General features: G+C 37.4%; 17 protein-coding genes. 3 read left to right on the forward strand and 14 right to left on the reverse strand.

The annotated features are described in order from the left end of the window. Window positions 1-69 precede the first annotated feature (69 nt). Window positions 70-555 carry an AAA family ATPase gene (locus tag CWS31_RS00395; protein ID WP_101343188.1) on the reverse strand — a complete coding sequence of 162 codons (486 nt, stop codon included), beginning with the start codon at window positions 553-555 and terminating at the stop codon, window positions 70-72. 101 nt (window positions 556-656) lie between these two features. On the opposite strand from CWS31_RS00395, the gene CWS31_RS00400 reads away from it, so the two are divergent. Then, the gene (locus tag CWS31_RS00400; protein ID WP_101343189.1) at window positions 657-1,817 is read left to right on the forward strand and encodes a TDT family transporter; all 1,161 of its coding nucleotides are present in this window, start codon (window positions 657-659) and stop codon (window positions 1,815-1,817) included. A 25-nt stretch (window positions 1,818-1,842) separates the two neighbouring features. Here CWS31_RS00400 and CWS31_RS00405 read toward each other — a convergent pair whose 3' ends face one another. From CWS31_RS00405 to CWS31_RS00415, 3 genes are all read right to left on the reverse strand, one after another. Next, window positions 1,843-2,604 carry a hypothetical protein gene (locus tag CWS31_RS00405; RefSeq protein ID WP_101343190.1) on the reverse strand — a complete coding sequence of 254 codons (762 nt, stop codon included), beginning with the start codon at window positions 2,602-2,604 and terminating at the stop codon, window positions 1,843-1,845. Window positions 2,605-2,747: 143 nt separating this feature from the next. Continuing rightward, window positions 2,748-4,133: an ATP-binding cassette domain-containing protein gene (locus CWS31_RS00410; RefSeq protein WP_101343191.1), complete on the reverse strand. Its 1,386-nt coding sequence runs from the start codon at window positions 4,131-4,133 to the stop codon at window positions 2,748-2,750. A gap of 82 nt (window positions 4,134-4,215) precedes the next feature. Next, a complete protein-coding gene (locus CWS31_RS00415) occupies window positions 4,216-5,940 on the reverse strand; it encodes a sensor domain-containing diguanylate cyclase (protein ID WP_101343192.1) in 1,725 nt (574 codons plus the stop codon). Between the two features lie 450 nt (window positions 5,941-6,390). Between CWS31_RS00415 and add the strand changes: the two genes are divergently transcribed. Further along, window positions 6,391-7,401 carry an adenosine deaminase gene (gene add, locus CWS31_RS00420; RefSeq protein ID WP_101343193.1) on the forward strand — a complete coding sequence of 337 codons (1,011 nt, stop codon included), beginning with the start codon at window positions 6,391-6,393 and terminating at the stop codon, window positions 7,399-7,401. A gap of 335 nt (window positions 7,402-7,736) precedes the next feature. On the opposite strand, the gene CWS31_RS00425 is transcribed toward add, so the two are convergent. From CWS31_RS00425 to CWS31_RS00460, 7 genes are all read right to left on the reverse strand, one after another. Further along, window positions 7,737-8,657: a carbohydrate kinase family protein gene (locus tag CWS31_RS00425; protein WP_101343194.1), complete on the reverse strand. Its 921-nt coding sequence runs from the start codon at window positions 8,655-8,657 to the stop codon at window positions 7,737-7,739. Then, entirely contained in the window at window positions 8,657-10,207 is a 1,551-nt protein-coding gene (locus CWS31_RS00430) for a mannitol dehydrogenase family protein (RefSeq protein WP_101343195.1), read from the reverse strand. Before CWS31_RS00430 ends, CWS31_RS00425 begins: the two co-directional genes overlap by 1 nt. Before the next feature lie 106 nt (window positions 10,208-10,313). After that, window positions 10,314-12,029: a purine-cytosine permease family protein gene (locus CWS31_RS00435; protein WP_101343196.1), complete on the reverse strand. Its 1,716-nt coding sequence runs from the start codon at window positions 12,027-12,029 to the stop codon at window positions 10,314-10,316. 103 nt (window positions 12,030-12,132) lie between these two features. Then, a complete protein-coding gene (locus CWS31_RS00440) occupies window positions 12,133-13,089 on the reverse strand; it encodes a sugar-binding transcriptional regulator (RefSeq protein ID WP_101343197.1) in 957 nt (318 codons plus the stop codon). Between the two features lie 62 nt (window positions 13,090-13,151). Then, entirely contained in the window at window positions 13,152-13,820 is a 669-nt protein-coding gene (locus tag CWS31_RS00445) for an HAD family hydrolase (RefSeq protein ID WP_101343198.1), read from the reverse strand. Window positions 13,821-14,108: 288 nt separating this feature from the next. Continuing rightward, window positions 14,109-17,129: an EAL domain-containing protein gene (locus tag CWS31_RS00450; RefSeq protein ID WP_342780206.1), complete on the reverse strand. Its 3,021-nt coding sequence runs from the start codon at window positions 17,127-17,129 to the stop codon at window positions 14,109-14,111. Between the two features lie 273 nt (window positions 17,130-17,402). Further along, complete coding sequence (locus tag CWS31_RS00460; RefSeq protein WP_101343199.1) at window positions 17,403-18,524, reverse strand: polysaccharide lyase family 7 protein; 1,122 nt, start codon at window positions 18,522-18,524, stop codon at window positions 17,403-17,405. Window positions 18,525-18,917: 393 nt separating this feature from the next. Here CWS31_RS00460 and CWS31_RS00465 point away from each other — a divergent pair, with 393 nt between their 5' ends. Continuing rightward, window positions 18,918-20,222: an APC family permease gene (locus CWS31_RS00465; RefSeq protein WP_101343200.1), complete on the forward strand. Its 1,305-nt coding sequence runs from the start codon at window positions 18,918-18,920 to the stop codon at window positions 20,220-20,222. Between the two features lie 6 nt (window positions 20,223-20,228). Here the strand turns inward: CWS31_RS00465 and CWS31_RS00470 are convergent, their stop codons facing one another. The 3 genes from CWS31_RS00470 to CWS31_RS00480 are packed head-to-tail and all read right to left on the reverse strand — an operon-like array spanning window position 20,229 to window position 25,805. After that, window positions 20,229-21,254 (reverse strand): zinc-binding dehydrogenase, encoded by a 1,026-nt coding sequence (locus CWS31_RS00470; RefSeq protein WP_101343201.1) that lies wholly within the window; start codon window positions 21,252-21,254, stop codon window positions 20,229-20,231. A 7-nt stretch (window positions 21,255-21,261) separates the two neighbouring features. Next, complete coding sequence (locus CWS31_RS00475) at window positions 21,262-22,659, reverse strand: TolC family protein (RefSeq protein WP_101343202.1); 1,398 nt, start codon at window positions 22,657-22,659, stop codon at window positions 21,262-21,264. After that, complete coding sequence (locus tag CWS31_RS00480; RefSeq protein ID WP_101343203.1) at window positions 22,656-25,805, reverse strand: efflux RND transporter permease subunit; 3,150 nt, start codon at window positions 25,803-25,805, stop codon at window positions 22,656-22,658. Before CWS31_RS00480 ends, CWS31_RS00475 begins: the two co-directional genes overlap by 4 nt. Window positions 25,806-25,812: the final 7 nt, after the last annotated feature.

Consider the following 25,812-nt stretch of genomic DNA (forward strand, 5'->3'; position numbering starts at 1 on the left):
GGAAGGAGTAAGCGTTTTATTGGTGAATTTACTCCCATCATTAGGTTTGTAATAAAGTAGAGAATATAATTAACGGTTACTCGTAATTCGCTGTTTATCTCCAGAAAAAGAGTCATATAATTCAGCATGCGCTTTATGAGAAAAGGTATCTTGTCGATCTTTGTATTGGCTAATCCAATCTATCAACATCACTAAATTCGCATCTTGTGCTGTTGCACTCTCATATTTATGAGGCTCCCAAGGGCGATTCTTAGCATTTTCAATACAGGCTTCAATAGGTAAATCTAGGAAGATAATCTTATCGGCTTTATTGGTTAATAATTGCAGTAAATCTGCGTAACAACCTTCTACCACCCAGTTCTTATTCTGTTTGATAAAAGTAGCTATCTTTTCTTTACTTACAGCAAGTGGCGTTCGCGATGGCGGCGAAGTCGCTTGCCAAGCAATGGTGTCTAAGTCTAAATGCGCAATATTATTAGTAGTCTCACGACAGATTTGTTTAGCTAATGTCGATTTGCCGGAGCCTGAATTGCCAAATATTAATGTTTTACTCAAAACGAATCTCCCATAGAATATGTTATTAATAATATCGTTTTTTATCTTCTAGACCAACAAGTGTGGTTGCTTCTATTTGATATGCATTTAAAGGCACTAAAATGACCGAGAGCGTAGTGAATGAATTATCTGATTCGAATAAGCCTAATGAGTTAAATGAGATTCCTGAATTAAATATAGAAATTGGCCCTAATTGGTTTGCTTCTGTTATGGGCACCGCGATTATTGCCAATGCGGCTATTGGTTTACCTAAGGTGGGTAATCAGCTTAATTCATTTGGTTTTTCAATTTGGTTGCTATCAGCGCTTTTATTAATCGCTATGTTGTTATTGGTAACGCTGCAAACTATCAGCAAACCACATATTATTAAGCGCCAATTTAATGATTCTGTTATGGCGCAGTTTTTTGGTGCGCCGCCAATGGCATTGATGGCGGTAGCGGGAGGCACATTATTATTTGGCAATGCGCTATTTAGTCAAGAAGCTGTACTAACTATTACTTGGGTGCTTTGGTCGGTGGGTACAGTGTCAGGAATCATCACGTCGGTTATCATCCCTTATCGCCTTTTTACTCATCATGAAGTTCGCGGTGATGCTGCCTTTGGCGGCTGGCTTATGCCGGTTGTTCCACCAATGGTTTCTGCGGCAATAGGGGCAATGTTACTGCCTTATATTCAAGACAACGTATTACAACAAACCATGCTTTACGGCTGTTACGCCATGTTTGGTATGAGCTTAATGGGCGCGTTTATCATTACCACATTAATTTGGGGGCGATTAGCACACTCAGGAACATCAGGTGGTGCGCGCGTACCAACGCTGTGGATTATACTAGGGCCTTTAGGTCAATCTATTACTGCTGCTGGCGCGTTAGGTACCGTAGCATTAACGGTTGTTGAGCAGCCAATTGCTGGCAGTTTACACAGCATGGCTATTTTATATGGTGTTCCTGTTTGGGGGTTTGCTTTTTTCTGGTCAATGTTAGCAACTTGTTTAACAGTGCGAGCGCTGCGTCGTAAAATGCCTTTTGCTTTAACTTGGTGGGCGTTTACATTCCCGGTAGGAACGTGCGTAACAGGTACTACACAGTTGGCATTACATACCGGTTTACCTGCTTTTGAATGGGCTGCTGTTTTGTTATTTTCAGTATTACTTTGTGCTTGGGTTGTTGCAGCTATAGGAACGATAAGAGGAGTTAAGGGGGGAAATCTTATTAAAAACCCAACCAATTCTCCTGTAATTATTTCGAGAAAGGGTAAGTAACCTGCAAACTAGGGGGATACTCAATTTAGTTAGCGAGCCATTTTTTCTTTAATAGTTGCCAGTTAGCTTTACCTTCAGTTGAATTAAACCAATTTTCAAAATCTTGTTTAACGTCAGGCTGTGATTTAGAGAAAAGAATACTGCGAAAATACTTATGTTGAGGTTCATTTAATACAAAAAGTTGGGTCGCTATTTGAGAATGCTGTTTTGCTAAATGATAATATGTTTGATAGCCTAAAACCCCCACATCTCCGCGGTTTTTTAATAACATAAGGGGGATCAAAGGTTCATTTTTAACGTCAATTCTAAGGCTTTTATTATTCGTAAAATTAGCCTTCAGGTCTGGATAATAATAGCCACGAACACCTACAATGGTTTTACCAAAAAATGAGCTTTCATCTTCATATTTTAAGCTTGGGTCCTTACTTAAATAAATATTTTTATCAATGATTAACCCATTAATCCAGTGGTATTTATGTTGGTTATCATCATTAACCCATGAAGGTATGATCCACAGCAGTACACCATTATCATCAAGTTTTTTTAGGGCTCTTTTTTTCGGTAGGTAAGATAAGCGATAACTATATGTAGTTGAGAAGTCATTTAAATAATCGATAAAATCATAACTCAAGCCAATTCTGTTAGCTTGATCAACAATAAAGGGCGGCTTGTCGAGGTATACGTAGATATCGATAGGTACTTTTGCGCATGATAACGATGAAAACGTTACAAGGATAATAAATATAAAATATCGGAAGGTATTATCCAAGTTAAGTAATATAAACAAAGTTAAACCTCTACAGGAATACTCAAAAAAGCTACGGATAGCCATCGAATCTGATTAACTAGAAGTTAGTGTAGTTATCAATATAGATTAATGAAAGGGGAACTTTTAAAAATACTTTAAGCAGAAGTGATTATTTATTATTCCTATAAACGAATATGTTGACTAAAAGTGTCAAGTAACTCGTCTTGTCGGTGAGTAACAAATAAAATTGTTGACTGGCTATCTTTCATGATCATTTTAATAATTTTTAAAATTCGGTGGCGATTAAATTCATCTAAGCCTTGAGTTATTTCATCTAATATTAATAACAGAGGTGCTTTAATTAAGGCGCGAACAATTAATGCCAATCTTTGTTCGCCAAAACTTAACTCGTTAAAGAGTGCTTTTTCTTTTTGATCTAAACCAACTTTTTTTAACCATTGACGAGCGTAAACAGCTTGATAGTTTTCAGTTTGTTGATATAAACCAATAGAGTCGAAAAGCCCTGAAAGTACTACGCTCAGTAAAGTACCATTTATGCGATACTGGCGATGTAATTCTGGGGTTACTATGCCCATATTGGCCTTTAATTCCCAAATACTTTCACCGCTACCGCGTTTAAAACCAAATAAGGTTAAATCATTGCTATAGCATTGAGTACATTCACCGGTGATTAAATTTAATAAAGTTGATTTACCACTGCCATTTTTACCTGTTATTAGCGTATGTTGCTTTGGTTTTACGCTGATATTTAAGCCTTCAAAAACGGTTTTATTTTGATAACGAACCGCGCCATTCACTAATTTGAACAGATATTCATGAGGATATAATCTGTCTTTTCTAAATTCTTCAGGTAGTTCGATTGGTTCGTCATTATCGGTGTTGAAAAACTCATTTAATCTTTGTTGCGTTGTATTGTTATGTTGATCACCAATAACACTGAGTTCTCCATGTTTGATTATTGCTATTTTTTCACACCAAGCAGGAACATCACTACGGTTGCCTAATAACAGCATAAGACTGGTATTTCGTTCATTAATAACGTTGATAAATAGTTGGTTTAGTATGTAGCAACTTTCTTTATCTAAACTGTCAAACGGGTCTTCACAAATAAGTAGTTTCTTACCTTGTAAAATGGCGGCCAGTAACAATAATTTTCGACCTTCGCCACTACTTAGTTGGCGATAACCTGAGTGTAATAATTTATCTAAGCCGACCATTTTTATTAACGGGTCGTTTAATTTATCTGCGGGTAAAAACTCACAAACTAATGTCCCAAAATCTTGTTGATTAATATCATCAGTTGCTTCAATTTTTAATTCATGTTCGTATATTTTTTGCTGTTCTTCAAATGAGATTACTGCGATGTCATTACTATTTGGTAGGTCTAATGTTTCTACTGTACTAGGCGCTAACTCACCCGTTAATAAGTGCGCAATGGATTGTCTGCCAGAGTCATTTGTGCCAAAAACACACCAAGATTTAGCTTGTTCTATTGACCAGTTTTCTATCATTAAACTTGGGTGATAATAGTTTTTAATGGTAAACATGTAGAGGCCTTGGTTAAAATAAAATGAAGTGTCTGGTTAGAAGGTAATGATAAAAAGTATTGTAATATTTAAGCTAAATACGTTAAAAAACAACACAGTTTTTTCCTAAGTTTTTGGCTTTGTAAAGTTGCTTATCAGCTAAATTAATTAGCATTTTGAGTTCTGTATTGTCTTTATTACTGTGAATATATTTAGTTGCCACGCCAATGCTTGCTGAAATAATGGTTTTTTCTGCAGCATGAAGTGTTACATCTTTGTTGATGGCTAAGCGATATTTTTCAGCAATAACTACCGCTGTTGCTAATGCTGTATTGGGTAATATAGCAATAAATTCTTCACCACCCCAACGAGCGATAATATCATTGGGTCTAGATTCTTGAACGAGTATACGCGCTACATCTTTTAAAACAGTGTCACCCATGTCATGACCTTGGGTGTCATTTAATATTTTAAAATTATCTAAATCAATCATGATAACTGAAACTTCCATTTTGTTATTTAATGGAGATGCTAATATTTTTTCAAAATCAACATACAGCGCCCGTCTATTATTTATTTGGGTTAATGGGTCAAGGTTGGCTAGTTTCATCGCCAGATTTTTTTCTGCTTCAATTTGATTGAACTTAGCAGCCAAGGCTAAGGAAAGTAATAATGCTTCAAGCAATATGCCTATTTCAATGGCCAAATAAGCGATAGAGTTATATTCAATTAAACCCCAAACCGTAGCACTAGTAACTAACGCGCCGCTTATACCCATGAGAGTCGCAAAGAAAAAGTAATAAGCTAACGGTATTTTCTTTTTAATAGCAACGCCGCCAATGAGGATAACTAGCATTGAAAAGATAATGGTATTAACAAAAACCAGTCTGATTGAGGCCGCGTGATCATTAAATAAAATGCTTAACAAAATCGCTCCAGCCATTAAACCAAGGTAAATCAATACTAATCGGTAGAGTGGTTTACAATATTGTTTTAAATATAAAAACTCTAATGAAAACAATAGGCCAGTAATTATATGGCCCGACATAAAAAGGGTATTACTCCATTTTTGAAAGGTTACAGACTCAGACCAAAACCATGAGAATCCATGACCTGTATAGGCTGTATTCATCATTAAAAATGCAAGCATATATACTGAATATAATAGATTTGATCGACTTTTCATGCTGATAGCAATGAGAAAGTTATAAAGCATCAGGGCAATTATAGCGCCATAAACAATACCGTAACGGTAAGTTTCAGTGGTTAAAGCTTGATAGCGTGATTCATTATCACGAATGTATAGTGGCACTACGAGAGGATCGGGTGATGAAATCCGAACAAGTAATAAGCTGTCTTTAATTGGAAAATCAATGTCTAGCTCGAAATAACGGCTGTCAATTACGCGTTCAGAGTAAGGGTATTGGTCACCTAATTGTTGTTTTAATAGTAATTTATCATTGTCAAAATGATAAATATCAATAGAATCAAGCCAAGAGGTTTCTAAACTTATTCTTTTATTAATAGTGGATAGTGAATTATTTTTAATAGGAATAACAAGCCATTTACCTTTGTCATCAAACCCAAAGTTTAAATAATTTGTTTTTGCTTGATAACCTTCACCCTGACGAAACCTCATTAAGATAGCTTCTACAGACGTTGCTTGGTCTGATTCGTTAATCCTTTCGGTAATTATGGTGGCGTATGAACCAACCGCTAAGTTGTTTTGTTGAGAAACGTCTAATGGTTGGCTGTAGCCTAAGCGACTAAATAATGTCGTGGCAATTATTATTAAGAAAAAAACGTATTGTTTAATACTGTAATTCATCAAGATACCAGTACTCAAAGGTAAATAATTAGGTAGATTACTTTTACGTTATTACCTGCTATTTAATACTATTGAAAAGTAGGTAATGGAGAATTACCTTAGTTTATTTATACTTAGCAAGTGTTAATTAATAATCTAGTTCAATCCATTTTACCGTCACGTGAAACTAAAAATATTTTACACCAGATAGTTAACATTGTAACTTTAAAATGTCGTCAATTGACGACGTGTTTTAGAGCAGTCTATAAAAAAATAGCCACTAACTTCAAAGGTAGCGGCTATTTATTGGTTAGCTTATTGCGCTTATATAGTGCGATTACCTTTTTTAGTGCATTTTTTATAGAACTTTTATTTAAAAATAAACCTGACCTTTCGGTCAGGTAACGGTTTGCGCCTTTGGTATTAAGTTTGCTTAATCAGTTACACTTAAATAACTTGAGGGGAAATTACATGCAAAGTTTTATCGAAAAAATGCCGAAAGCGGAATTACACGTTCATATTGAAGGCACATTAGAGCCAGAATTGAGTTTTGCGTTAGCGAAAAAGAATAATGTGCAATTAAACTATGAAACACCTGAAGCATTAATTTCGGCATATGATTTTAATGATTTACCTTCCTTCTTAGCGATTTATTATGCAGGTATGAATGTATTAATTGAAGAGGATGATTTCTATCAATTAACCTATGCATATTTAAGTAAAGCAAGAAGCCAAGAAACTTTATATACAGAAATATTCTTTGACCCCCAAGCACATACAATAAGGGGGGTTAGCTTCGATACCATTATTACCGGCATTCACAAAGCACAAGTAGACGCAGAAAAAAACTTAGGCATTAAGAGTCAATTAATTATGTGTTTTTTACGTGATATGAGTGCTGAATCTGCAATGGAGCATTTAGTGTTAGCAAAACCCTATCTTAATTGGTTGATTGGTGTTGGCTTAGATTCTGATGAAAGAGATAATCCACCGAGTAAGTTTTATCAGGTGTTTGCACAAGCAAAAAAGTTAGGTTTAAAATTAACTATGCATTGCGATGTTAATCAAAATAATACCTTAGTGCATATTAAACAATGCATAAATGAAGTTCAGGTTGACCGTATCGACCATGGCGTAAACTCTTTAGAAAGTGAAGAGTTATGTGAGCTAATAAAAAGCCATAAATTAGGGTTAACAGTTTGTCCTGTGTCTAACCAATTTGTTGTGCAATCTCTTACTTCAAATGAAATTCATCAAATGTTAGATAAAGATATGCTGGTTACCATTAATTCAGATGATCCCGCTTACTTTAGAGCGTACTTAAATGAAAACCTAATAAAACTTCAACAAGAGGGAAGTTTTACAGCAGAACAAATGGTAACTATGGTTGCAAACTCATTTAAAGTGTCGTGGTTAGCTGAAGAAATAAAAGATAATTACTTACAACAACTGGAAAATTATGTGAAAGAATATACACATTAAAGATTAAACATTCATGAGCATACTCATTATAGCTTCAGAATAAATACCTCTGATGTCAGTGACTGCTTTGGTGGCATAATTCATGTAATTATCCATAAATTATTTAACTAACCTGAATTAGGGATAAGCAAAATGCTACAACAGCTCTAATTATGCGTATTTCTGCGTTTTGAAAACTCCCAATAACCAGTTATTGGTTTCGTTTTCTCGCCTTGAACTACGAATAATTGAAACTACTGTAGAAGTATAACGCTAACCAATTGATATTATTTGGTTATACATGTTCATTATCCCGAGTTCAGGTTAACTAACTTAAATTAAGTTAGTTAAATAATTTAAACAGGATTGATAAAAGCTTCAATTGCTTCAATCGATAATTCAGGTGTTGCGCCATGTTGCTCTGCCACCATAGCGCCAACAGCACAGGCAAAATCAACTGCATATTGCGCATCTGTTGTTGTACATAATTGATAGATTAACGAGCCTAAAAATGAATCACCCGCGCCAACGGTATCAACAACGTTAATTAAAAACCCTGAATTATAATAATTAGTACCATTAATTTTAAGCAATGCACCGTGACGACCTTTTGTTATGCATAGGTACTGGGTATTGGTTTGCTCGGCAATAAACTCTAAGTTCTGTTCTAATGAGTTAAACTTAGAGCCCATTGCATGGGCTATTTCATATAGCTCATCATCGTTAAGTTTAATAAAGTCAGCATTTTTCATTAACGTGACTAAAGTTTCAATATCGTAATGTGGCTTACGTAAGTTAACGTCAAATATTTTAAATTTTGCTACGTCGATAAGCTGCTTTAAGGTGTCTAAAGACACTTGTTGACGGCCTACTAAACTACCATAAACAAAAATATCTGAGCTTTGAACTTGTTCAAGTAGTGCAGGAGTTAACGCTATATTATCCCATGCGGTATCACTCACAATTTCGTAAGTCGCTGAGCCGCGTTTATCTAACGTAACTTCAACAGTGCTAGTTTTCTTATCTGCATTGATTTCGATAAAATTAGTTTTTATGTTACGTGCTTTAATTTCATCAAGTAGTTCGTGGCCTAATTCGTCATCGCCAACAGCACTGATCATTTGTGCATTAATGCCTAACGAATTTAAACGTAAACAAACATTTAATGGTGCGCCACCTAAACGCTTACCGTCAGGAAAACAGTCCCAAAGTACTTCACCAAAACAATTAATAGAAATATCGCTAGGTGCTTTATTTTTGATGAATAAACTATTCATTATTTAGTCTCCACGGCAACTGTTAAGCCTTTTTGTAAAAGAGTGTTGTGCATAATATTTTTGATATTACTGTTTTGTGCATAAAGCGACTTAATGGCGTCGTTATACAGCAGGCTAAAAGCAGGTTGATTAATTAAATCACCAAACAAACTGCTCAGTTTTAAAAAGGCGAGGGGATCTGTCGCTGTTTTGTGCGCATATTCGGCTAACTCTGTTTGCATTGCATCTTGAATGTCTAGCTGCGATTGCGCTTGATTTACTTGCTTGTCGCTATATAAACACCAAGTAGCAATAACTAATACAGCTAAAGAGCAATCACGATTAACGGCTAAATTTTCATTAATGGTGGCAATCAAAAACTTAGGTAGTTTAGCTGAACTTTCAGAGCAAATACGCGCCAAACTGTCTTTGATGTTTGGGTTGGCAAAACGTTCAATTAAGGTGTCTTTGTATTGGTTTAAATCAATACCCTCTAACTCATCTAATAAAGGTGTCACTTCTAAGTCCATAAAGGCGCGAAGATATTTAGCAAAATCCTTATCTGATATGGTTTCATCAATTGTTGCGTAACCATGAATTGATCCTAATAAACCCAATACTGAATGGCCGGCATTTAATAAACGAATTTTCATTTTTTCAAACGGTGTTACATCAGGCACAAACTGTGCACCAACGTTATCCCAATTGGGTCGACCATCGCTAAAGTTATCTTCAATAACCCACTGTGAAAATGATTCACAAGTAATTGGCCATTCATCCGTTAAGCCAAAATTTTGCGCTACGTAATCAATATCTGCTTTAGTGGTTACAGGAGTAATACGGTCAACCATGGCATTTGGAAATTGAACATGCTCTGCAATCCATTGACTTAGCTCTCTATCTGGGTGCTTAGCATCTTGTAAAGCTGTAAAACTAAGTAGCATTTTACGAGTCACTGCGCCGTTGTGCTGAATATTGTCACATGACTGCACGGTAAAGGCTTTCATTCCTTGATCTTTACGAACTTTTAACGCTGCAGCAATATAGCCAAACGCTGTTTTTGGATCGTTAGGGTGAGTAATATCATGCACAACATCCGAATTTTCTACATCAAGTTCGCCTGTCGCAGGATGAACGTTATAACCACCTTCGGTTATGGTAAGTGACACAATTTTAGTATCGCTGTGTACTAATTTATCGATAACGATTTGTTTGTTATCAGGCGCAAAGATAAAGTCGATCATTGAACCAATTACTTTATTATCAATTTGGCCATTAGGATGACGCACTACGAGCGAGTATAAGTAGTCTTGCTTGACCAGAATATCGCGTAAACCACGATTGTTTTCTAATAAACCAATACCACATACAGCCCATTGTTCTGACCCAGGATTTTTCAGTAATTCATTACAATATACGGCTTGATGAGCACGATGAAAACCACCGACACCAATATGTACTATACCTGCTTTAAGCTGACTACGATCGTATGTTGGGCGATCAATATGGCTTGGTAAATCAGCTAATGTTTGTTGATTTAATATTGTTTTTTTTAATGAATCAGAAGTCATGTTTTTTCCTTACTCAATAGTTTTGAGTCTATAATTTTTGCTGGTTAACAGTTTGTTGGGTCAGCCAGTTTTTATTGATTGTTAGCTTCTTAATTAATACTTGAATTTAAGTATTAAGTGTTTTTTGTCTTTTAAGCGACATATAAGCACTGGAAAAATAAGTGATGGTGCAAATGAAGCAATAAAACTCAAACTGGCTTTTATTTGCTTCATAAAGTGCCATGGTTTCACTAAAGAACATTACCTGGCATGCAAAGGCACTAATCACTAATAATGAGATAACTGAAATAGCATTTAATAATTTGCTTATACCGCTAGTATCTTCAATGAATGGCTGATCGTTAACCGCTTGTTCAGCTTGATAAGCAATAATTTGTTTTTGTTCAAGCGCTTCTGCGGCAACGTATTTACTGTAATCTTGATCTGCGCCATACTTTTTTGCTAACACGGTATAAACTACAATGCTGAAAATCCAAGTAGGAATAAACAAGTAGTAGAAAGACATAACATCGAGAATATTTAATCCAAAGCCAAATACTAACGCTAGTGCCCAAGTGGCAATAGCAGGAATGCTGCGTGATATATTTTGATACTTAGCCCAGTAACGAGTTAAACCAATCTTTGGAAATAACACGTGTTCAGCAAATACAATGCCACCCACCGGAACAACTAATAAACCAGCGTAGGTAAGTAGTGGTAGCATTTGCGAAAATACAAAAGGGAAACAGGCAATGATCACGGTAACAACGCCAACAATTGCCGTAGTTTTTTCACGTGTTTGATTCACAAAAATAGATTGAGCTGCTAAACCTGCACGATATAAATTAGCGTTAGCGGTAGTCCAACCAGCAATAATAATAATAACAAACCCCGTTAACCCTAAAGCGTGGTAAGCCACATCGCCGGGGTCTAATTGTACAATAGTCGTTTTAAGTAATACGGCCGCACCTGCGCCCATAATACCTGCTGAGATCCATGCGATATAATGACCGAAAAACATGCCAACACCTGAGAATAATCCGTAACTTTTACGCTTAGCAAAGCGAAAGGTTGCCATATCTATTAAGCCAAAATGAGTAATGGAATTAGCTGCCCAAGCAAAACCAATAACTTCAAATAAGCCGATGCCTTTTTCTCCATCACTGGTAAATCCAGTCCAAATTGAACTATCACCAATAGCTAAAAAATCGCCCCAGCCAGACACCGTAGTTGTTCCTAAGACATGATTTGATAAGGCAGGGAATAAAGTAAATGAACCAGCAATAAAGATAACAAATAACCAAGGCGCACAAACTTTAGAAAAGTCAGCAACGGTTGAAAAACCATACATGGCAACAAACACCACGATAGAGCCCACCGCGAGTACAATGACCACAAACCAAAAACTGCTAGGATACCAATTAAGCTGCGCAGGAATGTCAAAGGCGAACCTTACGGCGGTGGCGGATACCGTTATCATAGCGGCGGAGATCACCGAAAATATCACCACGTTTGCCCAGTTATAGAGCTTGGTCATTGAATTTCCGGCAATCTTATTTAAGTAATTGTATAAACTTAATCGTGTTTCTACGGCTATTGGTGCAGTTAATAACCACCAAGAGCACATGGCTAATAAGTTACCAATGAGCAAACCAAGTAAAATATCTTTGGTTGATGCACCTAAGGCAACAAAGGTTGCGCCAATAACAAATTCGGTTGCGGCAACATGCTCTCCAGCATATAAACCTGCGAAATGTTTCCAACCATGTAGCTTGTTTTTTGCTATAGGCATTTGCTCTTCATTTATCTCGCTAAATGAATTTTTTGCTTGAGTATTAGACATATTTCTTTCCTCATCATCACTACAGGTAGCTGTTTGCTTGCTATTATTATATTTATCTTTTTATGAAAAATTTAATTTTTAGTATTTATTTAGTATCTATTTACTAGCTATTTAGTATTGCTTTGGCAGTATATTCATTGGTTATCAATGAATTAATCAACTTACCTTTTAAAGCAGCGTGTATTGCGGTGATTTTATCGTTGCCGGCGGCAACACCATAAACAGGTTTGTTTGCGTTAACCGTTAATGGCGAACTGACTACGCGGTCATTGATTTCATTGGTAAGCACCTGGCCATTTTTATCGTATAACCAACTGATAATTTCGCCTTCTGCACCGTCATTTTTGATCTGTTCAAGTGCAGAATCGTCAATAAAACCATCTAATAATAGTGGTGAATTGTCGGTAATTTGGCCAATACCAACAAAGGTTGCATCGGCTTGTTTAACCAAGCTAAAAATATTCTTAACAGGCTGTAAACTATGTAAAACTTTCTTTTCAGCAACGCTTGATGCAATAACTGGTAAGGGCATAGGATAATGTTTAGCGTTAACACGATTAGCCATGGTAACAACAATATCAAAAGCTGAAGCTGCGCCATCGGCCATCATATTGCCAAGCAGTGAAACAATGTTATGTTGCGGGCATTGCATAGAGGGTAATTCATCAATACAGGCTTTTAGTGCTCTGCCTGTACCAAAAGCTAATATTTTAGGTGTTTCTGATTTCAGGTAACGTTCTAATATTGCTGCGCCGCATTGCGCTAAACCATGATTTGAATTGGGTGTGCTAGGATCGCTAGGGACAATCTCACATTCAAGTAAGTTGAATTTATCTTTTAGTTGTTGAGCTAATTCCATGCACTGCACGATAGGGTGATCTAAGCGTACTTTTATTAAGCCTTCGCTAACCGCAAGCGCGACTAAACGCTGTGCCGATTGGCGAGACACCTCTAATTTTTGCGCTATTTCGTCTTGAGTATTTTTAGCAACGTAATATAACCAAGCAGCACGTGCTGCATCCTCTAAACGCTTTAATTCGTTAGTTGATTTGTTTTCCATCTGAGTGCCTTATTTTAATTATTATTCGTCAGCTTTAACTTAGGGTAAGCTTTGTTATAGCTTTAAACATTTTGTAAAAGTGTTTCAAATTCGTCCCAGTGCTGCATAACTACAACCTCTGGATATTTTGTTGTGACTATTTTGCGAGTTTCCTCAGCCATATGTAAACCTCCCTGGTAATGAATTACTTGCATGCCAGCAGATATTGCGGCACTTACCCCTGCCATACTGTCTTCAATAACCAAGCAGTTGCGTGCTTCTACCTGCATGATTTTTGCGGCGTGTAAAAATAAATCAGGGGCTGGTTTACCGTGTTTAACTTCTTCAGCGGTAAATATAGTGTTAGTGAAAAACTCCGTTAAACCAACAATACTCAAGGCTTTTGTCGTGCGTTGTAGGCTACTACTTGTTGCTAAACAAAAAGTGATACTTAATTGCGCTAATAAATCTTTAATACCTTTAGTGGTTTGCAAACTAGTATCAAACTCGTTAAGTAGTGCTGTTCGGTAATCTTGCTCGAATGAATCAGCAAGTTTGATATCAAATGCTTGGTATAGTTTTTCTTTTACTGTAGCAAAGCTACAACCTAAAAAATGTTGCTGAATATAGGCAATGTCAATATTAATACCTAGGGGTAATAGCTGCTTAATTAACACGGTAGCACTGATTATTTCGCTGTCGATTAATACACCGTCACAGTCAAAAATTATTAATTCAATGTTGCTTTTCATTGCTATACCTTTTGGGTGTTTAAGTCTCGTAAAATAAATCTGAACGTATATTTTTCTTAATACAAAGTAGTTTTGAGCATTTGCTTTTGGTGTGGGCTTATGCTCAATGGTTGGGCATAATCGCACTAGAAAAGTGCACTGTCAATGTTTAGATGTGTTTTTTTTAAACAAATTTTAAAGTTTGATTTGGCGTAGGTCGAATTTATTGGTATAGCGAGGAGTAGATTATTTAAATAAAAGTGTTTGGAATTAGGTTTAATAGCAATTGAAGGTGATTGATTTATTATTTCAATTATTATTAACCTTTAGCCTTAGAGTTCGCCAAGCTTCAGCAGGTTGCCAGTTTTTAACCCACAGCGGAAAATTTGCTGCGGGCATGGGTTTTGCTATGCCGTAACCTTGCGCTAAATCGCAACCTAGTCGTAACAATAATGTCCCGTGTTCAATAGTTTCAACACCTTCAGCTATAACATCTCGTTTAAATGACTTAGCTAAAGCAATAATGCCTTCGACAATGGCTAAATCATCAGGATCATGAAGCATATCACGAACAAAACTTTGATCTATTTTGATTAAACTTGCAGGTAAGCGTCTAAGATAAGTTAAAGAGGAGTATCCTGTACCAAAGTCGTCTAGGGAAAAGTTAACGCCTAAGGCCATACATTGGTGCATAATTTCAGATACATGTTGTACATCATCTAGGGCGCTAGTTTCTAATACCTCTAACTGTAAATGATGTGGGTCAACATCGTCATGCGCGTTAAGTAATGCAGCTAATTTCTTGGTAAAGTCAGGTTGTTGTAATTGTACTGCGGCAATGTTGACACTAATATTTAAGGGTAGATTTAGCGCCATTTTTTGCCACAGACTTATTTGATTCAGTGCTGTGTTTATCACCCATTCGCCAAGCTCTATACTGATAGCATTATTTTCAATAATGGGTAAAAAATCAATGGGAGATAATAATCCCCGTCCAGGCTTTTGCCAACGAATCAGAGCTTCCACTCCGGTAACTCTGCCTGTTTGCATATTTACTTTAGGTTGATAGTACAGTACGAATTGATCATTTTTCAAAGCGTAACGCACCGCTTCAATACTTTCTCGTTGCACTTTAACTGCATCATCTTGGGCGGTGTCAAATAGATGATAATGATTTTTACCCGCTCCTTTTGCTATATACATAGCTTGATCTGCATGGCGCATTAATTGATCGGCATTGACATTATCTTGCGGATAAAAAGTAACACCAATACTGGCGGATATATTTAATACAATGCCATTTATGGTAATGGGTTGAGAAGCCGCAAGTAATAAACGTTGTAATACTGGATGACAATCTTCAGCTACTGTTGCATTAGGCAAATCAGCGAGTACGGCAACAAACTCATCACCACCAATACGAGACAAACTGTCGCCTTGACGTAAGGCGGCTTTCATTTTAGTAGCAAGAGCAATGAGCAGATCGTCTCCCATATCATGACCATAAGCATCGTTGACCGTTTTAAAACCATCTAAATCAAGGAATACTACGGCGAGTGATTTCGAGTTGCGTTGGCATTGCAACATAGCTTGTGACAGTCGATCAGCAAGTAATGATCTATTTGGTAAATTTGTCAGTGCGTCAAAGTGAGCTATATGCTCTAGTTGATTTTGATGCTCCTTAACTGACGTTATGTCGTTACCTAAAGCAACATAATGAGTGATAATGTTATCTTCATTACTTACGGCACTAATGGTTTTCATTTCAATATACAATTCACCATTTTTGCGACGATTCCACAACTCACCTTGCCAATGACCTTCTTTATTTAGAGTTTTCCACATGTCGTGATAAAACTCAGGAGGTTGCTCTCCAGATTTGAGAAATCGAGCATTTTTACCAACAGCGTCTGTGCGGCTATAGCCAGTGAGAGCTGTAAAAGTGTCATTTACATCAATAATTAAGCCTTTTGTGTCGCTGATGATTATACTTTCGCGGGCATGAGAGAAAACACTTGCAGCGAGCTTTATTTTTTCTTCGGATAGCTTACGCTCGGTAATATCACTGTGGGTTCCACTCATACGTAACGGTTTACCATTTACATCACGTTGCATTACATTTGCTTGGTCATGTACCCAAATATAATTACCTGATTTAGTCAGCATGCGATATTCAAGGCTGTGACATTTAGTTTTTTCTTCAAGCACATTATTTATCGATGCCCATGCCTTAGCTCTATCATCGGGATGAACAAAATCAGCCCATTGCTTTGTTGTGTTTTTTATTTCATCGTAGCTATAGCCCAACATTGTTGCCCAGCGCTCGTTACGTTCAACATTACTAGTAACAATGTTCCAATCCCAATATCCTAAACCTGCGCCAGCTAATACCAGTTGCATTCTCTCATCACTGGCTTTTAGCGCTAAATTCACTTCGGTTCTTTCAATTGCAATGCTTGCTAAGTTAGCTGTTTGCTCAATGAGATTAATATTCTCAATTGTGGGGTGGTGTATATCGCGATGATATATAGCAAAGGTGCCAATAACTTGACCTTGAGTAGATCTAATAGGTTCAGACCAACAAGAGCCTAGCTTGGCTTCTTTTGCAAGTTCAGTGTATAAATGCCAATTAGGATGGGTTTGAATATCTGCGACGATTACGCGCTTGTTGGTAAAAGCTGCACTACCACAAGAGCCAACACCTTCACCTATTTCTACGCCGTTAATGGCAAGAGAATAAAATTCAGGCAGGCTTGGCGCTGCGCCGTGGATTAGATGTTTTCCTGTTTCATCGAGTAATAGAATACTACATAACATTTGGGGGTTGTTTTGTTCAACACTGTTAACGATAGAGTTAAGAATTAACGGTAATTGTTCATTACTAGCAATCAACTCTAGTATGGATGAGTTTGCTTTTTCGCGTAACTCTATTTTTTTTATATCACTAATATCATGTACGAAGCCTGAAATTTTATAAGGCTGATTATTGTCATCAAGAATTACTTTGCCGCGACAATCGATCCACCGTGGTTGTTGGTTATTGGCGAGATTTACTTGAAATTGCATGTGGTGTTCTTCACCTGTAACAAAGCTCTTTTCTATAGAAGTAGTAAATATTCGTAAGTCTTTGGAATTAAGTAATGCAGCAAAATATTTTGACGTTGTTGCTGATTGAAAAGGGATTTCAAATAAGCGATACATGTCTTCAGACCAATGAGTACTTCTATCAGCTAGTATTTCCCAGTGGCCGATGAGCGCATATTTGTGTAAATCATAAAGGTGAGACTTATCATCAAGGAGTTTTTTCTCGGTGTTTTTTCTGCGATTCATTGCTTTTAGTAGCAAAGTTATCCAAATTGAGAGGCAAATGAATAGTATGGCAATAACTAAAATAAAATTTATCAAATGTTACCCTTAATTAGCATTCTATACCGATAAAAACATTCCTTGTGATTATAGAATATAGCAAGATAATGGTTATAGCCAGTTACAAAAAAATATGCTGCTTGGAAGCAATATTAATAGGCGACAGAATTAAGTGTCTTGTTATATAGAATAAGAAAGCCTCGCTAAACGAGGCTTTGTAAAGGGTAGTTGAATTAATTATTTTGTAGGTGTTTTACTTGGGCCCGTTTCTAAGCGAGTAAAAGTAACTTGGGTGTAATCACCATTTTTCTTATCCGTTTCCCAATCACCCGTGCCGGCACACTTAGCGTACCACATGCCAGGGGCGTCTTTAGTGCTACATTGATTATAAGCGCCAGCTTTAAAGAAGTGCGCATCGCCAACATAGCCATTAACATGATCTAATTCATCAACTTCGCCATTAGGATCAACATTATTTGCTAAGTTAATTTCATAGGTTATCGGATCATGGCGGGCAGTCGTAAAGGTAAGATACATAGTGTCTTCATAGACATTAACTTCGTAGCTAAACTCTTCATCAAGGGCTATGCCTGCTTCTCCAGGTGCAGCAGGATCAGTCCATACATTACCCCAAACAGGAAAGGTTATGTCAGTACGGTTAGGATCGGCTTTTGGTAAGTTACGCTCGTAGTTCCAAAATACAGAGCCATATTTGTGCTCAGGCCATTTTTTGTAATAAATTTTAAGAGGCTCATTACCATAACCATAGCCATTACCTTCAGCGACTGTTTCAGCATTTTTAGTGGCGTGAATCTGGCCAACAACCACAGAATAAGCAGGTGGTTTTGTAGAGTAACCCGCATTTTTAGCTACATGATTAACTTTTACTGTTGCTTGTAAGTTACCGCCGATTTGTGCATATTCATCTGCGTTTTCATGTGATTTAAGCGCAAAGTTTGTATCGTTGTCATTTTCAGCAGCATTGGCGTTACCTAGTACTTGATGCAACTCACTGCGGGTGTTTGATGAATTAGGAGTAGTAAATGCTTTATTTGGTGTAGCAAATACCATGTTACCTTCATCATCAAGGTAGAAAAAATCAGGATGGCTATAAGTTTGAATCGCAATATTGTCAACAGAGTCAATTTTACCGTCATTGTTATCATCTGTTGGAATAGTTATTTTCCACTTAGATAAATCAAACTTAGTTGCAGGAACAAGCTCTACTGTTTCTTCAATGATTATTTCTTCAGTGATTACTTTATTTTCTTTATCTACAGTTTTAGTGGTGTCAGAGCCACAGCCTGAAATTACTAGGGTAGTTAATAGCGCTGAGCCTAATACTTTATTGAATTCCATTACTTACATGCCTTAATAAAAGTTAATTACTACTAACAGCATTAGAACATTAATAACTAACTTTTTGAATAATTAAGACGAAGTAATTAATTCGTGTTTAGTCTTATTTTGCTAAATGGGTTTACTCGATAGGTAACAAACTATCAGGAAGAAAAGCTTTGAGGATGTATTTAAGTAATTTAACCTTATGACTATTACTTTTTTCATTAAGGTATAGCTACGGCATAGCAAGGATGTGTATACGTTATAGTTGTTTGTTAATTATCAATATGAAGATATCATTACCATTCAAGAGGCTAGCTGTATTTTTATATAGATACTTACATTGATAACGTTAATACTTTAAGTGTGTTTATTATTAGCCATGGTCAGCGAGATTAACGGAGCATTATTTTGCAAACTCAAGAGAAAACCTTAGGTACCTTTTCAACTTTTTCAATTGGTATTGGCGGCATGGTTGGTGGCGGCATATTCGCCACTACGGGTTTAGCTATACAACTTACTCAAGGAGCTGCCCCTATTGCCTTTATCGTTGCGGGTATTGTGGCACTACTAACTAGTTACTCTTATTTGAAATTGACTTTGCGCTATCCAAGTGAAGGTGGCACGGTTGAGTTTATTAATCGTGGTTTGGGTCAAGGAATTTTCTCAGGCGCAGCTAATATTTTATTGTGTTTTAGTTATGTCACCTTAATAGCCATTTATGCGCATGCGCTTGGTAATTATGCGGCAAGTTTTATTCCGCCTGATCAAGTTGAATTTTGGCGTCATACGTTTCTTAGCTTTGCGCTTATCGCACTGACCTTATTAAATGTATTTGGTGGTAGCGCGGTAATTAAATCTGAAAACACCCTCAACATTATTAAAATGCTGATTCTGTTTTTACTCATTGCGGTAGGTCTTTATGTACCTAATGACTGGCAACGTTTATCTACTGATAATTATGTTGGTAGTATGGCTATTATTTCTGGCGCTATGATTGTCTTTTTTAATTATGAAGGTTTTGAATTAATTGCTAACTCAGCAAAAGAAGTTAAAAACCCTAAACGTTCATTACCTATTGCTTATATTGGTGGAGTATTAACGGTTATTGCTGTGTATATTTTAATTGCAGTTGTCACTATAGGGCATTTATCTTTTCTTGAAATTGCCTCAGTAAGTAACCACGCACTTACTGCAGTAGCCAATTATTTAATGGGACCTACTGGGCATGTGTTAATTGTTATTGCGGCTGTAGTTGCTTGTGGTTCAGCTATTAACGCGACCCTTTATAGTGCTGGGCGTTTAACGGCAACCATTGCTAATACCGGCGAGTTACCTACTGAGCTTGAACGTAAAATTAAAGGCCAACCCCTTGAAGGGATGTTGATATTTTCGGCACTGGCATTGATTATTGCTAATTTTGTGCCATTAGGGGCAATAGCGACTATGGGCAGTGCAGGTTTTTTAACTATCTTTATGATTGTCAATTATAGTAACGCTAAGCTTGCTAAAGACACTCAATCAAAGGCTTGGATCTCTGTATTAGGCGCCTTGTGTTGTGGCGCTTCATTAGTGCTATTAGGTATGGAAGTTGATGAAAACCCCGCCACAGAAAACCAGTTATGGATTGTCGTTGGTACTATTGTGCTGTCTTTCCTGTTAGAAGGGATTTATCGTTGGAATACCAAAAGAAAAGTAGCTGCTAATTTACGATAAAGTTACCTAGGCTATTTTAATGATTTGTTTACCAGTAAAACCGCCGTTAATTTGCGTGTGCAAAGCTGAAGATACTGCTTGTGCGTTAAATTCAATAGCTTTAATAGCAGGAGTTTGAATTGTTTTGTTGGCTAAAGATTCAAGTAATTGATTGCTCATAAAACTCATGTGTTGCTGAGCGCATAAACTGTTAGACAGCCAAGCGCCGGCTAATGAAAGAATGCCAATGTTTGGTGATTTTTTGAATAGTAATTTTTCATCAAAATAAGGTAAGGGCTTTAAACAAACAATACGACCACAAAAGCGCATTAATTCAATATTTCGACTGGTTGATTCACCGCCTATGGAATCCAAAACAGCATCAAAGCCTTGAGGACCTAATTCACGGGTGATTTTTTCAATCAATTTTTTATCTTGATAGTCAAAAACCGCATCAGCGCCCAGCTTTTTGACTAGTTTATGATTACCTTTGGCCGCAGTAGTAAATACATCGGCGCCAAGTTGCTTAGCAAATTGAATTGCAAATTGACCAACAGCACCTGCTCCAGCATCTATAAAGATAGTTTCGCCTTGGCTTATTTGTAGTTTTTTCATGGCAATTAATGCTGTCATGCCTGCGCAAGGTAAAGTCGCCGCATCACTACCTGATACATTATCGGGAACTACCGATACGGCAAAATTAGGAACGCTCGCATATTCACTTAATACGCCTTGTTCGCCAATGTTGGAGTGCCACATCACACGGTCGCCAACATTCGGGAATATGCCTTTTGCAGCTTTCACTACAGTACCTACTGCATCAAAACCAATAATATGCGGATATTGCCACTGGCAAAATCCTTTTTTGGCTAAGTCAGCATCAATAGGATTTAAACCAACATATTCAACCTTAACTAATAACTCTTGTTCGCTTTGTGTTGGCAAAGGAACTTGAACATCAGACAAGCTAAGTTGCTCGTTTGGCTCTACCAGTACAATAGCGTGCATTGTGTCAGGTAAATCAACGGTGGATGATATGTCGGTATTTAACATAGTACTTTTACTTCTCTAAGTTTTTTAAACTATAGCTCCATCGGCCGTTAAAAGCTTGGTAAGCGTTTACTTTAGCCAGTGATGAAATTATTTGTGAGTTAACTGTGTTTTCTTGCGCTATTAAAACATCTTGCCTTGCGTCTAACAACTCTAAGTAAGGAATTTGACCTTCTTGATACATTGAATTTGCTTGAATAAACGCCATGTTTGCAAAGTTATAGCGTTGATCTGCATATTTCTTTTGCTCCATACTTTTTGACAATAAACGTAGTGCTAATTCACTATCATTTACAGCGCTAAGTACCACATTTTGATATTGATTATATGCAGCTTCACTCAAATATTCTTGTGCATCACGTTGAGCTAATAATGCCGGATAACTTAATAACGACCATTCAATTTGTGGTGCTACTTGCCAATGCTTATTTGTATCACTGAACTGGGTGTTACCTAAACTTAATACACCAACAAAAGCATCTAAACTTACGTCAGGGTATAAGGCTCTACTTGCCGCAACACTTAATGAATTTGCTTGGCTAAAGTCATAAAGTGCCTGGCTAATATCTGGGCGTAAAGCAATCGATTTATTTGGCTCAGCTAAAGTGACTTTAAAATCTGCTGAGAAAATTTCTTGCTCGTTAGTTAAGTTCATATCGCCAGTTATGCGACCTGTTAACGATGCTAAGGTTGCTAAATCGCGATATTGTGCATAACTTGCTTCAGGTAATAATGCCTGTTGCTGGCTAAGCTGAGCACGAGTTCGGTTTAGGTCAAGTTCATTGGCAATACCTTCTTGTACTCTTGCTTCAAGTACATCAATACTTTGTTCAAGCGCAGTTATTTGTTGGTTTAGAATATCAAGTTTCTGCTTATTACCTTGATAACTGATATAACCTGTAACCACTGAAGTAACGACTTCAATTTGTAATGCTCTTAATTGTTCACCTTGACTCATTGCTGATGAATCTGCAGCATCTACCAAAGCATTAATACGGCCAAATAAATCTAACTGCCAACTAAGTGCTAAATTTGCACTGGATTGACGGCTAATTGTATCGTCTATACCTGTACTTTGTGTGCCAACATTAACACCACCTTGCGGGAAGTAGTCGGCTTCTTCTGCGCCTAACATGGCTAACGCGCTTTTCAACTGTAGTTGACTTGCCTTTAAGCTGTAGTTATTTGCTAAGGCGTCATCGACTAATTGATTAAGTTGTGCTGATTGCAGTTGATGCCACCAGTTAACTTCATCTTGACCTTGTAATTGGTCGGCAATTTTAGTTTCAGCAACAAAAGACTCTACTGATTGTAAATGTTGCGGAGCATCAATTTGACTCGCGCAACCCGATAAAGCCAGGGTGAAAAACACCGCGCTTACGTTAAATTTATTCAATGATAAAATCATGATTCCACGTTACCTTTTCTTTGCTTAGGCGCGGTTAGTAAAATATAAAATAACGGTGTAAATAATAAGCCAAATACCGTTACTCCAATCATGCCTGAGAATACTGCGTTACCCATGGCATGGCGCATTTCAGCACCTGCACCTGTTGCTAGCACTAGCGGAATAACACCCGCAGTAAAGGCAATAGAGGTCATTAATATTGGGCGTAAACGTAAACGACACGACTCAATAATAGCATCAAAGTGCGACAACCCTTGTTCATGCTGATCTTTAGCAAATTCTACCATCAAAATGGCATTTTTCGAGGCTAAAGCGACCAGAACAATTAATGCAATTTGAGTGAATATGTTGTTGTCTGAGCCTACCAACCAAACACCAAATAAAGCGGAGAATATGGTCATAGGTACAATCAAAATAATCGCTAACGGTAAACGTAAACTCTCATATTGCGCAGCTAATACCATGAATACTAACAACACCACCAACGGGAATACATAAACCATAGTATTACCTGCTAATATTTGTTGGTAGGTTACATCGGTCCACTCATAAGCAATATCTTGTGGTAAGTGTTCAGTTAAAATTTTCTCAATTGCTTCTTGTGCTTGGTCTGAGCTAAAGCCAGGAGACGCACTACCATTTAACTCTGCACTTGGGTAACCGTTATAATGCATTACACGATCTGGACCGATAGTTGGCGTTACGGTTAATACCGAACCTAATGGCACCATATTTCCTAATCGGTTACGAACTTTTAAGTTAAGAATTTGCTCCGGCTCTTGACGGAACTCAGCTTCAGCTTGTGCTTTTACTTGGTAAGTACGACCAAACATATTAAAGTCATTGATATATACCGAACCTAAATAAATTTGTAGTGCATCAAATACTTCACTTAACGGAATGCCTTGAATAAGCGCTTGTTCGCGGTCAATATCAATATCCATTTGCGGTACTTGAATTCTAAAGCTTGAATACATGCCCATTAAAGCCGGATCTTTTCGTGATTCATTTAAAACAGTTTGCAAGCTATTAAATAACACTTCATAGCCTTTGTTACCGCGATCTTCAATTTGTAACTTAAAGCCACCTGTTGTACCTAAACCACGAATTGGCGGTGGTGGGAATACAGCGACAAAAGCTTGGTCAATAACGCCAAACTTTTGGTTTAACTGACCAGCAATTGCTGCGGCAGATTGGCTAGGATCAGTTCGTTCGGCAAACGACTTTAACGGTAAAAATACTACGGCACTGTTTGACATATTAGCAAAACCATTCACAGATAAGCCTGGAAATGCTGCGGTATTGGCAACTCCTGGCACTTGCAAGGCAATAGCTTCCATCTCTTGTACTACGGCTTGGGTACGGTCAAGGCTCGCTGCATCGGGTAACTGGGCAATTCCTACCAGATACTGCTTGTCTTGAGCAGGTATAAAACCACCAGGTACGGTATTAAATAATTGCACGGTGCCGCCGAGTAGTAGTATGTAACCAGCAACAGCGATAACACTTAAACGCATTAGTTTTTTCACAAGCTTTTGATATTTTTCACTACCACGGTCAAACAGGCGATTGAATGGTTCGAATAGCCAAGATCCAAAAAGCTTGTTCAATAATCGTGTTAATTTATCAGGCTTACTGTCATGAGATTTCAACAATATTGCTGCCAAAGCTGGCGATAAAGTTAAAGAGTTAAATGCTGAAATAATGGTTGAGATAGTAATTGTTAATGCAAATTGCTTGTAAAATTGACCTGATACGCCACTAATAAAAGCGGTAGGAATAAATACTGCGCTCAATACTAAAGCGATTGCAATAATAGGCCCAGTTACTTCATTCATAGCAACCTTAGTTGCTTCTAATGGCGATAGACCGGTTTCAATATTACGCTCTACGTTTTCAACGACTACTATGGCATCATCGACCACAATACCAATGGCGAGTACTAAGCCAAATAATGACAAGGTATTAATGGATACGCCGAGTAAATGCATTACAGCAAAGGTACCAATAAGCGATACAGGTACAGCAATTAACGGAATAATGGACGCACGCCATGTTTGTAAAAATAAGATAACAACGATAACAACCAAAATAATGGCTTCAATTAAGGTAGTGATTACCGCATCAATTGAGTCGCGCACAAAGATAGTTGGGTCGTAAACTATGTCGTATTCAACACCCGCTGGGAATTTTTGTGATAAACGCGCCATGGTTTCACGTACTTGATCTGATAGTTCAATCGCGTTTGAGCCAGGACGTTGAAATACAGGAATAGCAAGTGCTGGTTGGCTGTCTAACATAGCACGTAATGTATAAGAATCTTGTCCTAACTCAACACGCGCAACATCTTGTAATCGAGTAATTTGACCTTGGTCACCAACTTTTATAATAACTTGTTCAAATTCTTCTACGTTGTCTAGTCGACCTTTCACGTTAAGTAGAATTTGAAATTGGCTGTCATTAGCTGAAGGTTGAGATCCTAAGCTACCCGCTGCCACTTGTTTGTTTTGAGAGCGTAAAGCGTTAACTACATCGGCTGCGGTGATTTGGCGTGATGCTAACGCATCTGGATTTAACCATACACGCATGGCAAATTGACCACCACCAAATAACCTAACATCACCAACGCCAGGTAAACGGGCAATTTGGTCTTTGATGTATAGATCAGCGTAGTTAGACAAATAAGCGGTATCATGGGTTTTTTCAGGAGAAAACAAATGCACTACTAACGTTAAGTCAGGCGATGATTTTTCAGCGATAACACCTAATCGTTGTACTTCTTCAGGTAAGCGCGATAAAGCACTGTTAACGCTATTTTGTACTTGTACTTGCGCTCTGTCGAGATCAGTACCAAGGGCAAAAGTTACCGTTAAGCTCATGCGGCCATCGCCAGTTGCTTGTGAAGACATATAAAGCATATTTTCAATGCCATTAATCTCTTGCTCAAGCGGGGTGGCTACCGTTTCTGCTATTACTGACGGGTTAGCACCAGGATAACTTGCAGTAACAACAACTGTTGGTGGAACAACACCTGGGTATTCACTTACCGGTAATTGAAACAGCGATATAGCACCGGCTATTAAAATTAGTACCGATAAAACACCCGCAAATATGGGTCTTTGTATAAAAAAATGGGAAAATTTCATTGTTTAT

This window comes from Colwellia echini (genome assembly GCF_002843355.2).
GTDB lineage: Bacteria > Pseudomonadota > Gammaproteobacteria > Enterobacterales > Alteromonadaceae > Colwellia > Colwellia echini.